Source organism: Wenjunlia tyrosinilytica (assembly GCF_014646055.1).
Taxonomy (GTDB): domain Bacteria; phylum Actinomycetota; class Actinomycetes; order Streptomycetales; family Streptomycetaceae; genus Wenjunlia; species Wenjunlia tyrosinilytica.
The window spans coordinates 24,148-36,551 of the sequence record NZ_BMMS01000036.1 but is presented as its reverse complement, the minus strand read 5'-3'; the positions used below and the strand labels follow the sequence as shown (position 1 = coordinate 36,551).

Genomic DNA, 12,404 nt, shown 5'->3' with positions numbered 1-12,404 from the left:
CATGTCCCGGACCAGTGCCGAGCGCCGCGCCAAGGCGCGTTCCGCGCAGGCCGGCAGGAAACCGGCTGCGACATCGGCCGCGTCGGCGAGCCCCGCCGGTGCCAAGGGGGCGAAGGCCGCCACGGCGGCCAAGTCAGCCGCCGGCAAGAGCGCCAGGACCGCCGCGTCGGCGACGCCAGCCGCGACCAGGGGCGCGAAGGCCGCCACGGCGGCCGAGTCGTCGTTGTGGAGCCTGGTGATGCCGCACGTGAAGGTCGCGCTCGTTCTCGGACTGTGGCTGGCCATGCTGCGCCAGCAGGCGCTCCCCCTCGCGGACTTCCCCCGCTTCTACGCCCAGGCCCTGGTCGCCTCCGCAAGCCTCGCGCTGTGCGCGGCGGTCGCGGTGTACCTGTATCCGCCGCTGACGCCGCGCTGGCGCACCATCATGTGGACCCTCGTGGTCTCCACGGTGGTCGGCACCGCCATGCACGCGGCCGTCGGTGGGCGATTCGGACTGCTGGCGGCGCTGCTGTCCGGCGGCGCGGTCCTGGCCGCGCGCTGCAACGGGACGGCCCGCACGGCGGTGCGCCACCTGCGTGAGCGGCGCCGGTCGGCGGCCGAACGGGCCTGATCCGGGGATCCGGCACCGTCGGCGCCGACCGGCGCCGCTCTCCCACCGGACCGCGGCAACCGGCCGCGACCCGTCAGGGAGTTCAGCGGTGGCTGGTGATGCCGTGCCTTTGTTCGTACTCCCGCTGACGCAGCGTCTTGCACCTGCGGCACGTGCGGATCACCTTGCCGTCCTTGCGGTGGTACTCGTAGGTGTTCTCCGGCGTCATCTCGTGGCCCCGCTTGCAGACCTCCTGGCGCTGCTGGGCCGCGGACTCCGCACCGCGCTGCTCGACGCAGACGCGGCACAGCCGGACCACCGTCCCGTCGCGGCGGGTGTACTCGCTCGTGTTCTCGTCCGTGAGGGGGTGCCCGTTGCGGCAGGTCGTGCTCGTGGCCGTCCTCGCCGCGACCGACTCGCGCTGGCGGCGCACATGGCAGGCGCGGCACGAGCGCACCACGCGGCCGTCCGGCCGGGTGTACTCGTAGGTGTTCTCCGGCGTGAACTCGTGCCCGTACTTGCAGGTGTCCCGCTTCCTGGCGAACTCCGCCTGCCTGCCCTTGTAGGGCCGCTCGGACGCACCCCGGTTGATGTAACCGTGGCGGGCGAGGCGGGCCCTCATCGCCGCCGGACTCTGGCCGGTGACCTTCTGCAGTTCCGTCCGCGGCACACCGCGGATCCATGCCTCGGCCAGGAGCTTGCTGAACTTCTCCGAAGCCTCGCGCTTGGGGTCGTCCTCGGCGGTGACCCCGCGCACCTTCGACGCCAGGGGAGCGAGCTCTCGCAGGCGCTTGGCCTCCGCGGGGGTGAGGGTCTGGGGCGCCCGCAGCTCCTTCGCGGAGGGCTCGGGCGCGGGTTCGGGCAGGGCAGGCACCTTCGGGAGCCGGGCGGGCCGTGGAAGGGTACTGGACTGCTTGTTGATCCGGTGGATCTCCTGACGGGTCACTCCCAGGGGGGCTGCGACGGCCGACATCGGCCACCCGGCCCCCACCAGGGCGTTGACGTAGTGGGCGAGCTCCGCCTTCGCCTCAGGGGCGTCCGCGGACCTGCTGCGAGCGGTCTCGCGCAGACGCGTGAGGGCGGCGACGGCCTGGCTCGGAAGAGTGTGCGGCGTGGGCATAGTCCTTCGTCCGTTCGTTGGTCTCCGTGGTGAGCGGCTACGGCTAAATAATAGCTCCGGGCCGGAGAAGGTGTCAATTATTTCGCCGCGAGCCCTCCACACCTGGGCCGCACCCTCGGCCGCGTGGGGCCGCAGACGTTCGGCCTGCGGCCCCACGCGGCCGAGGCCTCAGATGGTGTAGCTGGCGGCAATGGCCTTGCCGTTCGCGGAATCCGGGTCCGGGGAGAGGCGGGCCATGTCGATGAGCTCCTGAAGGTTCAGGACGCCGCCGCTGTCGTCCACGACGGCCCGGTCACGGATGGCCAGCAGGCAGGAGGTCCGGTACGACTTGTCCCACGCGCGGTTGATGTTCTTCCACACGATCACCGACGCCTCCTTCCACGCCACGGTCTCTTCGGCAGCGGGGACGGGGGGCGGCGGCGGGGGCGGCGGGAACGCGGCATGGGCGCCTTGGGCGCCCACCTGCTCGGCGAGGGGCTGCGACGGCTCCAAGGGCGCGGCGACCGGCGCGGGAGCCGGGACGGCAGCCTGCACAGGGACCGGCGCGGGAGCCGGGACGGGAGCCGGGACGGGAGCGGGAGCCGGGGCGGGCGGTTCGTGCCGCGGCCGGACAGGCGCCTCGGCCGGGGTCTGCGAGGGCGCTTCCTGCGCAGCCGCCGCAGCCGCGCGGGCTGCCCCGACGGTGTCGCCGATGCCCTCGTCCACGATGTGCCGCACCACCTGGCCGACCTGGTCGCCGCCGTCCTGCTTCGAGGTGAAGACGCGGACCAGGTGCCCGCTGAGCGGGACGGCTTGCTGGTGGACCCGGCGACCCTCGCGCAACTGCAGGGACGCGGTGACGAGCCTGATCTCCCGCCAGGTCCGGGCCTCGGCGTTCCAGGTGTGCAGCAGGAGCGTCGCACGGCCGGTGGCCTCGTCCAGGCGGATCTCGCCGAGGGTTCCACGGAACTGCTCGCACGCGGAGAGCTCGGCGATGTCCTTGGCGAGGGCGGAGCCGGCGGTCATCTTCAGATGCAGGTCGAGGGCCACGCGGTCGACCTCGGCGTGCCACGAGGCGTAGTCGCGCTCCCCGACCGGGCCGACAACCTGGACCGCGAGCGCGACCAGGGCCGGCAGGTCGACTTTGGCTTGTGCACTCACCGCGAGCTCCTTGGTGGGGTGGTTGGTGGTGTGCGGTCGTTGCGGGAGGGCGCCGGGCCGCCGTCCTCGTCCGGCTCCTCGCCGGTGTCCTCCCCGGGCTCGGGGTCGGGCTGGGCGAGGTAGAAGACCATGGCCTTTCGCCAGAAGGCGGACTGGTTCTCGATCCCCTCCTTCTTCATGCGCCCCCGGACCTGGGCGTCGAAGGCAAGGGGGACGCGCATCATGAAGCTGCGACTGCGCCGGTTGCCCCCTGATGCCGCCACTCCACCGACCCCTTCCTGTGCCCGGACCGAGTGTCAATACACAGTGTAGAGATCCGGCGGGGTGCGCGCCGCGCGCCTACGATGGCCGGCATGCGCCGTTCATCCGCCTCCGCCGCCGCCCTCGGCGCCGTCCTGAGCGCCGTCCTGAGCGCCTGTGCCGTGCCTGCGGGTGACGCCGGCGACCGGCTGCCCGACCGGCCCGGCGCCAAGTCCTCGCTCCCGCCCGGCGCCAAGTCCTCGTCACCCTCCGGGGGTTCGCACCCGGCCGCACCGGGCCGTGCGGCCGGCTCGAGGTCGTTCGACCTGTGTGCCGTGGTGCCGGCGGCCGACATCCAGGCGGCCTCCGGGGAGCTGGACCACCACTACGGCTGCCGCCGGACCGGCGACCGGACCTGGCGGTGGAACTCACGAGCGGAAGGGGAGCGGGGCGCGGTCAGCGTGACCGTGGGGGTGGAGGACGACACCCGGGAATCGGTGGCGCGGGTGCTCGACCGCGGCGGCTCGCCCTTCCACGGCATCGGCCGGGGCGGCCGGTTCACCACCCGCCCGCATCCGACCCTGGGGGTGTACGGGCCCGGGTGGGTGATCACGGTCAGCGTACGGCGCTGGCCGGGTGAGACCGGCGCCGACGTGCCGTCGGCGGCCCGCCTGGGCATCGTGGCCGACACCGTCCGGCAGAACCTGCCGGACGGGCGGGGCCGCTCCGCCTAGGCAGGCCGCGAGGAGCAGCCGGGCGTCAACCGCACTGCGCGCGCAGGGCGGCGACCGCGGCGTTCTTGGTGGAGTCGCCGGCGTCCATCAGCGACTCTGCGGCCCTGGCGAGTTCGCGCACGCTCTCGTTGGCGTCGTGGCGGTACTTGCCGATCAGCGCGTCGAACGCCGGCTGCATGATCTTCTGCGCGTCCTTGTCGCCGTCCGCCCACTGGGTGCCGGATCGGCACAGCAGGGTTTGCGCTGCGGCCGCGGCGGCCTTGGAACGGGCCTTGTCCGTGCTTTCCTGCGGATCGGTGCAGCCGGTGAGCACGGCCGCGGCGCACACCGCGGTCACGCAGGCCAGCGTCCGCCAGGTCGTGGTCATCCCGCTCCCCCTCGATGCCGTCCGTGCCCGGCCCCGTTCGGCTACTGGTCGTCGTCCTCGAGGCCGCTGCCCAGGTCACCGTGCTCGTCGGTCTCCTCGACCCGGCCGTCGGGGTGGACCCGCTTGGTCACCCGGGGCAGCGGGGTGCCGCCCAGGCCGGCCGCGATCACCTCGTCCGACAAGGTGAACTTGGCGAAGAAGTTCGGGTCGTCCGGGTCGAGTTCCTGGCGTGCCATGGCGTTCTCCTGGGTCGTTCCTCGAGTGTGCTCAGTAGTCCTCGAGCTGGAGGACGGTGCGCTGCTGCGTGCTGCCGTCCTGGGCGCGGTACGGGACGGTCCTGCTGCCCGCCACCCGCAGCCGCATACCGCGCGGAAGGACATGGGTGGCGTTGCTGTGCGTGGAGTTCCCCTTCGGCGCGTTGCCCACATATATGCCCCGACGGGTCTTGATCTCCAGCGCCGGCGCGCCCGCCTGCCCGGGAGGCAGCTGGCCCATGTCGTGCGTGGAGACGGTGTAGCGGTCGAAGTTCACTTCCGTGCCGTCGCCGAAGCGCCGGTTCACCCACTGCTGGACGTTGCCGGAGTTGACCCCGGGGGGCAGCTGGACGTTGGTGTAGACGACGTTCTCCGCCGTGTTGAGCCGCTCGCCCTCGAGGATGACCCGGTCCACACGCTGGACGTCGCGCTGCTGGTCCGGGGGCAGGCTCTGCACGTCGCCCGTCGAGTCCGAGAGCGCGTCGTTGAGCTGGGTCAGACGCCCGCCGTCGCCGCCGAACACCTTCTGGAAGCCCTGCTTGGCCGTGCGGGGGATCTTCGCCCTGTCCATGCCGGTCTTCTGCTTGTTCAGGTCGCGCTGGCGGCGGACGCTGAGCTTTCGCTCGGCGTTGTCCGCCGGGAAGCGGCGCTCCCGCACCGAGTCGCTGGTGGCGTCGCGCGGCATGGCGCGTTCCGCGTCGCGCTGCAGGCGCGTCAGCCCGGGGCTCTGCTCGACCATGTCGTCGAGCTCGCGCAGTCCCGCGCGCTGCTCGTCGCGGTCGGTCTTGTCCTGCGACTCCATCATGACCGCGCGCTTGGCATTGGCCACGGGCGGGGAGCCGCGGTCGAGATCAGCGTCGCGCGCCATGGAGGTGCTTCCCTTCCCCGTCCGTCCATCAGTTCTAGGTGTCTATACACTATCCCGAAGTGGACGCCGGTGGACTCCGTACGGCCGCGAAAGCCGGGCGCGCGCACACCGCCCGGCTGCCGGTGGACTCCGCGGCGGGCTGGGGCGCAGGCGCAGGTGCTGGTCCGGCGCCTGCGCCCCAGCCCCGGTGTCAGACCTGCGGAGAGAAGGCGGACGCCTGCCGCGGGATGCGGCCGGTGCCGGAGCAGTGCGGGCACGGGTCGGTGTCGTCGGCCGCCTCGCCGCCCTGTTCCGGGATGGAGATCTCGGGCGGAAGGTCCCCGTCTCCGTACCCGTGGTCGCCGTACTCGCCGTCGCCGCCGAACCCGCCCTCCTGGACCGGGCCGGTGCGGTCGGCATCGGCGTCGTCGTCCGATACGCCCGCCGAGGGGCCGAAGGCGTTCGGGCCGACCGCCCCGACATACGGGTTCGCGGCCGGGCCGGTCTCGTGCGGCTGCCCGCTCCCGGCCTCGCCCTGCGGCTGCGCCTGGCCGCCGTTCTTCTTGCGCTGGACGAACTCCTTGACCACGCGCGGCAGGATCTCCTCGACCACCACGTCGCTGGAGGCGGCCTCCCGGTTGGCCTGACGCTGGACCTCCTCCGTCAGCTGCGCCAGCTGCGGACGCAGCAGCTCGGCGTTCTTCGCCGTCAGGCCGGGCAGGTCCAGGATGCGCCGCACGTCCTCTGAGCCGTTGAACAGGCCGGAGGCCAGGGCGAGCTGCTCGGCGACCTCGGCCAGATAGACGTCGCGGTACGCCTGGCTCTTGGCGACCTCCTTGATGGCCATGACGCCCTCGGCCGCGGACTTGAAGCCCAGCAGCGCCGGGCCCCCGCGGTGCACCCACAGGGCGATGTCACGGCTGAGCTTGCCGGTGTTGCGCACCAGCCGGTCGAACTCGCGCTTGGCCGCACGCTTGCTGACGTACTTGCCCTGCGGGTCGTCGGCGGTCGTGGCGACCTCGCTGTCGTCGGCGAGGTCCTCGTCATGGTCCCTCTGCGGCGCCACGGCGCCGTGCTCGGCCTGTTCGGCCGAGGTGAAGACGTGGCCCTCCAGCACAGCTCCGGGCGGCAGGTCCGCGTCGGCGGCCGAGCCTCCGTACCCTTGCCCGCTCGCGTCCTCGGCATCGTCGAGCAGTCCCGCCAGGGCTGCCGCGATGTCCTTCCTGCCTTCACTCATGACCCGGTCTCCTGGTGGTGCGCAGTGGGGCGCCCGTTCTCGCCGAAGGGCGGGGGCTGATGGTCCGCCAGATGCTAGGCGTCCGAAGTGTCTATACCCTAGCATTCTGACGGGGGGAAGGCATGGCCTTCTGACCTGCGGAATATCCCAACCACCCGGCGTTCCCCCCAGGTTGCAACCGTTCTGGGCGTACCGTCGTCCATACGGCACGAGAAGGGTTTCCGATGCCCGTCACCCACCCCTCCCCACGGGTTCCGGACCAGCCGCCGCTCACGATCGTCGTGGACGAGCAGGGCGCGGCGAGTGTGGACGGCGTGCCCGTCCCCGTTCCGGAAGGCAGCGGCCTGGACGCGGCGCGGGCAGCGGCCATGGGGGCGGCCATAGAGCTGGCCGGCGCCCGTGGCGCCGCCGTCCGTGCCGTCGCCCACGAGCCGAACGGCGATGTGTGGCGGCTGGTCGTACACCCCGACGGCCGGGTCGAGGAGGACACCGCACCGCCCGGCCCCGACCAGCCGGCCGACCCGGGCGACGCGGCGGGGGCGGCAGTGCCGGAGGCAGGGGGCGGGCCGGAACAGCCCGAACAGCCCGCACCGGCACCCGTACCCGAGCACGAACAGCCCGGGTCCGAAGGCAGCGCCTCGCGCACACCGCCGCCGATCGCGGTGCTGGCCCCCGAAGCGCCCGGGCGCTACCGCGAGCAGCTGGCCCGCATAGCCGTTGCCGGGCAGACCGGGCGACTGGACGCGGCTGTGGAGATGTCGCGCCACCTGGAGCGCTCCATCGCCGAGAGCTACGGCGAGCACCACCCGTACGTCCTCCACGCACGGGCCGTGCGAGGCCACATCGCCTACCTCGCCGACGACTGGGCGCAGGCCGCCGACGTGTACGCGGGCATCGCGGCAGCCTGGCTGCTCACCGCGGGGCCCCAGCACTCCCAGACCCAGCGGAACGCCGTCAACGCCTACACGGCCTGGACGAGGATCACCAAGCCGGGCGAGGCCGAGCGCATAGGGCAGTCCCTGATGCGCCTGTGGCTGGACACCGCCGACACCGAGCGGCTGGCGGCGACCAGACAGCGTCTGGACGAACTCGCCCGAGCGGCTTCCTGACCTCGGGGCGCAGCACCGGGAAAGGCGAGAGCCCCCTCCGCCGGCAGGGAGGGGCACCACCCCCAGGCCCTGGCCCCGGCATCGGGGGCTCTCTGGCTGGTCCGCCGCCCGGCACCACCCGTAAGCGGCCTCTGACCAGCACGGTCATTTTACAGGGTCGCGGCACGGCACGGGGCGGGCACGGCGGCTGGGACCATGGCGGTCCGCGGGCGGAAACGACACGGAGGCGGTCCCGTGTGAGGGGCTCGCCTCCGGTACGCCCAGCAGACTCTTAGTACCGCCACTATATCCCGTGCTCTCAGTGACAGGTTCGTGACATCACGGTGACTGGATCAAGGGCGCCCGTCGCAAGACTTGCGCTGAGCGATAACTTCTGGTTCTGGTCGGTGTGTTGAGGCACTGTGAGCCCGTGACGCCCGATCGGGACAACGGCTCGGCGGGCGCCGCGGAGCAGTCCGGCAGCAACGGGGGAGATTACGCGTGGGGCAGCGATACCGCGGCCAGGAAGCCGTCAGCGAGGCTCTGGTTCTGGAGGTTTCCGACGAGCGGTGGTCCTCTCGCATCTGCTCGCTCCCGGACGGCGAGGCCGCCGCCGTCCTGGTGTCGCTGCCCAGCGGCCTGTTCGTCGCACACGACGCCGCCATGCGCCGCACCGCCGGCTTCCCCGCTCCCGCGGTCTCCGGCGACGTGGAGTACCTGACGGGTGTGTGGGGCTTCACCGACTGCTCGGGTTCCGGGTGGAGCGAGGTAGCGGACGTTCCCCTCATCCGGCTGCAGGCGAGCCGGTTCGGGCTGACGGTGGAGCTGTCGGGCTGGCCCTGGCTGGTGCGCCAGGGCTACGAGCCGGTGCCGGCCTCGTGGATACGTGAGGCGTCCGAGGGCTCCTGCCTGCTGGGCATCTGCTTCGGCACCGATCTGTACGCGGCCGACGCCGAGGAGCAGTTCATGAACTCCCTGCTGGCCGGCGAGGCCGTCCTGGGACAGGTGGGGACCGTCTGGCACCGGTAGGCGCCGACGCCGGTTCCGCCCTAAGCTGTCTATACACACGTCGGGCAGCAGGGACGGGGCGGGGCATGGGGCGCGGACGAGGCGGAGGACGCGGATGCTGCTCCTGGTCGTGACAGTGATCGCCCTGGCCGTGGCCCTGTCGTGGTGGAGCAACGTGCGGCGCATGCAGTACCGGCGCGGGCATCCCGATCCGCTCCCCGCCATCAAGCCGACCGTGCTGGAGAGCCTGCGTCTGGCCTTCGACCCGGCCGCTCCCCGCCTGCTCGCGGCCGGTGTCGCACTGGTACTGGCGGCAGCGGCCGGTGCCGTGACACTTCGCTGGGCCGGGGCGGCGGCCGGACTGTGGCTGCTGGTCGGCTGGGTTGTCTGGCAGGCGCGAGCGGTGTGGCAGGTGCGCAACGGGTGGCGCGAGGCCGTTCTGAGCGTGGCGGCCGAGGCACTCGGCTTCCCCGAGAACGCCTCGGTGGGCCGCTGGGTGTTCGTGCAGAAGTGGGTCGGGCGCACCGATCCCGCACTGACCGTGGTGCGCTGCCCGGAGGGCTTCACCCCGTCCCCCGCCGGACCCGGGGCCCGGCTGGCGGCGCAGTGGAACGCGCACCCGGTGCTGGGCGCCAAATACACCTGGAACCTGCAGTTCGGGCCGCAGAGGCAGCGCCCCGACCAGTTCCAGGTGGTCGCCTTCCCCACCCTCAAGCCCGGTGGTGAGCAGCTGAACTCCGCGGACCTGATGTCCGCGCGGGAGCGCCCGGAAGCGGAGGGGATGCAGCAGGAAGAGCGGTCCGGCCGCGCCGGGGCGCTGCTGCGCAGGCTGCTGAGGACGACAGTACGGGTCCTGCGCGTGGCGCTGCCCGTGGCTGCCGCCGCGGCCGGTGCGTGGGTCGTGGGACGCAACCCCGAGCAGGCCGGGCAGTGGCTGCGCGGGCACCTTCCGGCGTCCGCTGCCCTGGCGGCTCCGGTGGTCGCCGGGCTCGCATGGTCCTGGCTGCGGCTGGGCTGGTACGAACCGCAGCGCGGCGCGGCGGTGAAGCCGTCGCTGATGCTGATGCGCGAGTTCTACGGGCTGACCTTCTGGGAGGACCGCTGGTTCATCCGCCTCCCCTCGCTGGCACTGTTCGGCTTCGGCGTCCGGACCGCGGCCACCCACACGGCGTGGGTGCCCGGCGTGGTCGTGATCGGAGCGTGGACGGTGCTGGCCTGGCTGCGGGCGGCCGCGGTGGCCCGGCAGCGCAGCGCGGTTCTGCACACCATGTACGCCATCGCGCGCGTGAACCTGGACTACGACCGGCACTGGAAGCAGCGCAAGGGCGACCGCCCCGTCGGGGAGTGGAAGCGCGTGCGGATCTCGTGGCAGTCGACGTACGTGCCCGGAGCGGTCCAGGTGGCCTTCCCGACCGAGCTGCGCACGACGTCGTCGGCGAAGATGCGCCAGTTCCGCGAGGAGTGGAACCAGAAGGCGTTCCCGCCCTCGGCCAGGCACCCGGGGTTGGAGTGGGACGTCGAGGCGGACATGCGCGCCCGAGCCCTGACCTGCCACCCGTACGTCCCCGTCAACCCGACCGATGTGCGCCTGGGCGAGATCGTGCCCGCGGACCCCTTGCAGTTCCTGCCCGGCCAGTCGGTGCGCACGGGGAGCTGGATCGCGGTCGACCTGCGGGACTCACCGCACGTGCTGGTCTGCGGTGAGACCGGCTCCGGCAAGTCGGCGACGATGGAGTCGCTGGCGTTCCAGAAGGCGCGCACCGGCTGGGAGGTGCAGATCGCCGACGCGGGCGGGTCCGGCGGATGGGCCCGCTGGGAGGGCAGGCCCGGCGTCGTCCCGGCCGCTTCGGGCGGCCCCGACGCGTGTGCCGTCGCTCTGACCTACCCCCAGATCGGGGCGATGTTCGCCGAGCTGCGCCAGGAGGTCGACCGCCGCAAGGAGCTCCTGGTGCGCCACCGGGTCAGCAAGCTCGGCGCCGTTCCGCCCGAGCAGCGGCCCGCGTACCGGCTGGTGATGTGCGACGAATGGCTGAGCATGCTCACGTCCGTGTCGTCCAAGGCCAAGGACCCCGACAGCGCCGAGCGGCGCACCATCGCCACCCAGGTCTGGAGCGACTGGTCGTACGTGATCCTCGAGGGCCGCAAGGTGGGAGTGCACAGCGTCACCGGAGCCCAGCGCCCGGACGCGTCCATGTTCGGCGGGGCCTTCCGCGACAACATCGGCATCCGCATCGCCTGCGGGGCGATGACCGACGCCGGCCTGCGGATGATGTTCGGCGACGGCTACAAGGCGCCCCCCGGCTTCGTGGTGCAGGAGGGCGAGGAGGGCGACTCCGGCCTGCCGCGCGGACGCATGCTGGTGCGCCCGGGGTCGGGCAGGAGCGTCGTGGTGGTGCAGGGTGCCTGGTTCGGCGGCGAGAACAACGACGAGGATCTGGAGCTGCACCTGCCGGCGCGGGGTTCCGGCCCGCGGCGGGACGCGTACGGCGGTGCTGCCGCTCCGGCCGCCGGGGCGTTCATGCCGGACGACGTCCTGACCGCGCCGGACCCGGTGCCGCACGCCGCCCCGGTGACTCCACCTGTTCCCTCCCCGGCGCCCCAGGGCTTCCCGGTGCCTGCGGCAGGGCCGGTCCCGGCGGACTTCGGCCGGGACCGGCCCCTCGCGCAGCCGGCCCCCTCCCGCGGCCCGGCCCCGGCAGTGGTCCTGCCGGACGCGGACGACGACGACCTGCCGCCGGAGCTCGAGCCGCCGCGGCCGCGCCGGACGGCTGCCCGGCACCCGCAGCCGCCCAGGTAACGGCCCGTCGGCTCCCGCGCGGATCCGCTCTCCGCCAAGCGTCTATACACTGTGCGCAGTTCGCGCCGTGCAGGTCGAGGAGCACACCCGCCATGATGGGCCGCAGCCACATCACGTTGACCGCCCTGGCCTGGCTGGCGGCGGCCCCGCCCCTGGCCGCGCATTTCGGGCGCCCCATGGAGACCGCCACAGCGGCGGCCTCCACCGTGGTGGCGGCCTCGGCATCGCTCTGGCCGGACTGGGACCATCCCAGGGCCACCATGGCGCACACCCTGGGGCCGGTGTCCCGGGGCATCGCCAGGACCGTCGCCAAGGCGGCGCGCGGCCACCGCCACGGCACCCACACACTGCTGTTCTGCGTCGGCACCGGGGCCGCCGCCACACTCCTGGCACATCTGCCCTCGAACGTGGCCGGAGTTGCGCTGCCCCCCAACTGGGGTGCGTTGCTCCTCCTGCTGTTCCTCGCCTACACCCTGATGATGACGATGGGCATCGCGGTGTCGAAGAACACCGGTCTCGGGGACGGCATCTACGCCCTCCAGGCCGTCGCCTTCACCGTCGCCTGCGCCCTCTTCGTCCCGGGGCACTGGTGGTGGGTGCCGTGGGCCGTGGGGGCCGGATGCCTGCTCCACTGCGTCCAGGACATGCTCACGACGGGTGGTCTGCCCTGGTTCTGGCGGCCGTTCAGCCGGGCCAGGGCCCATATGCCGGTGTGCGGGGAGACCGGTGGCATGGGGGAGATGACCGTCTCCGCGGTGGGGCTCGGCGTGCTGCTGTGGGTGGGTCTGGCCGTGGCGACCCGGCACACCTGGTGGTCGGTCTCCTGGCTGAGCCGCTGGTGAGAGGAGGCCTGCCTTCCGGTCGGCGAACCCGGAGCGGTGCCCCGGAGGACGGCGGGACTCCCCGCCGGTCACTCTCGGCAAGGCGGCGATTCCGCTGCGCCAGTGGAGTACCGTCTTTACACAGCGGGAATTGCATAGACG

At 72.7% G+C, this 12,404-nt stretch carries 13 protein-coding genes; 6 read left to right on the top strand and 7 right to left on the bottom strand.

Annotated features, from left to right (window positions below):
• Window position 1 precedes the first annotated feature (1 nt).
• A complete protein-coding gene (locus tag IEY86_RS30240) occupies window positions 2-610 on the top strand; it encodes a hypothetical protein (protein WP_189135095.1) in 609 nt (202 codons plus the stop codon).
• Window positions 611-692: 82 nt separating this feature from the next.
• Here the strand turns inward: IEY86_RS30240 and IEY86_RS30235 are convergent, their stop codons facing one another.
• The 3 genes from IEY86_RS30235 to IEY86_RS30225 form a co-directional block, all read right to left on the bottom strand.
• Window positions 693-1,709, bottom strand: coding sequence for a hypothetical protein (locus IEY86_RS30235; RefSeq protein WP_189135094.1), 1,017 nt, complete (start codon window positions 1,707-1,709; stop codon window positions 693-695).
• Between the two features lie 168 nt (window positions 1,710-1,877).
• Window positions 1,878-2,849, bottom strand: a complete 972-nt coding sequence (locus IEY86_RS30230) for a hypothetical protein (RefSeq protein ID WP_189135093.1) — start codon at window positions 2,847-2,849, stop codon at window positions 1,878-1,880.
• The gene (locus IEY86_RS30225) at window positions 2,846-3,112 is read right to left on the bottom strand and encodes a hypothetical protein (protein WP_189135092.1); all 267 of its coding nucleotides are present in this window, start codon (window positions 3,110-3,112) and stop codon (window positions 2,846-2,848) included. The genes IEY86_RS30230 and IEY86_RS30225 overlap by 4 nt, the downstream gene beginning before the upstream one ends.
• 90 nt (window positions 3,113-3,202) lie before the next feature.
• Between IEY86_RS30225 and IEY86_RS30220 the strand changes: the two genes are divergently transcribed.
• Window positions 3,203-3,823: a hypothetical protein gene (locus tag IEY86_RS30220; protein WP_189135091.1), complete on the top strand. Its 621-nt coding sequence runs from the start codon at window positions 3,203-3,205 to the stop codon at window positions 3,821-3,823.
• A 25-nt stretch (window positions 3,824-3,848) separates the two neighbouring features.
• Here the strand turns inward: IEY86_RS30220 and IEY86_RS30215 are convergent, their stop codons facing one another.
• From IEY86_RS30215 to IEY86_RS30200, 4 genes are all read right to left on the bottom strand, one after another.
• Window positions 3,849-4,190 carry a hypothetical protein gene (locus IEY86_RS30215; RefSeq protein WP_189135090.1) on the bottom strand — a complete coding sequence of 114 codons (342 nt, stop codon included), beginning with the start codon at window positions 4,188-4,190 and terminating at the stop codon, window positions 3,849-3,851.
• Window positions 4,191-4,231: 41 nt separating this feature from the next.
• A complete protein-coding gene (locus IEY86_RS30210) occupies window positions 4,232-4,426 on the bottom strand; it encodes a hypothetical protein (protein WP_189135089.1) in 195 nt (64 codons plus the stop codon).
• 31 nt (window positions 4,427-4,457) lie between these two features.
• Window positions 4,458-5,312 (bottom strand): hypothetical protein, encoded by an 855-nt coding sequence (locus tag IEY86_RS30205; protein WP_189135088.1) that lies wholly within the window; start codon window positions 5,310-5,312, stop codon window positions 4,458-4,460.
• 190 nt (window positions 5,313-5,502) lie between these two features.
• On the bottom strand, window positions 5,503-6,528 hold the full coding sequence (locus IEY86_RS30200; RefSeq protein WP_189135087.1) for a hypothetical protein: 1,026 nt from the start codon (window positions 6,526-6,528) through the stop codon (window positions 5,503-5,505).
• Between the two features lie 224 nt (window positions 6,529-6,752).
• Here IEY86_RS30200 and IEY86_RS30195 point away from each other — a divergent pair, with 224 nt between their 5' ends.
• The 4 genes from IEY86_RS30195 to IEY86_RS30180 all read left to right on the top strand — a co-directional run bounded on the left by IEY86_RS30195 (window position 6,753) and on the right by IEY86_RS30180 (window position 12,263).
• Window positions 6,753-7,637, top strand: coding sequence for a hypothetical protein (locus IEY86_RS30195; RefSeq protein ID WP_189135086.1), 885 nt, complete (start codon window positions 6,753-6,755; stop codon window positions 7,635-7,637).
• 480 nt (window positions 7,638-8,117) lie between these two features.
• A complete protein-coding gene (locus tag IEY86_RS30190; RefSeq protein ID WP_189135085.1) occupies window positions 8,118-8,645 on the top strand; it encodes a hypothetical protein in 528 nt (175 codons plus the stop codon).
• A gap of 94 nt (window positions 8,646-8,739) precedes the next feature.
• Complete coding sequence (locus IEY86_RS30185; protein ID WP_189135084.1) at window positions 8,740-11,421, top strand: FtsK/SpoIIIE domain-containing protein; 2,682 nt, start codon at window positions 8,740-8,742, stop codon at window positions 11,419-11,421.
• Between the two features lie 92 nt (window positions 11,422-11,513).
• Window positions 11,514-12,263: a metal-dependent hydrolase gene (locus tag IEY86_RS30180; protein ID WP_189135083.1), complete on the top strand. Its 750-nt coding sequence runs from the start codon at window positions 11,514-11,516 to the stop codon at window positions 12,261-12,263.
• Window positions 12,264-12,404 lie beyond the last annotated feature (141 nt).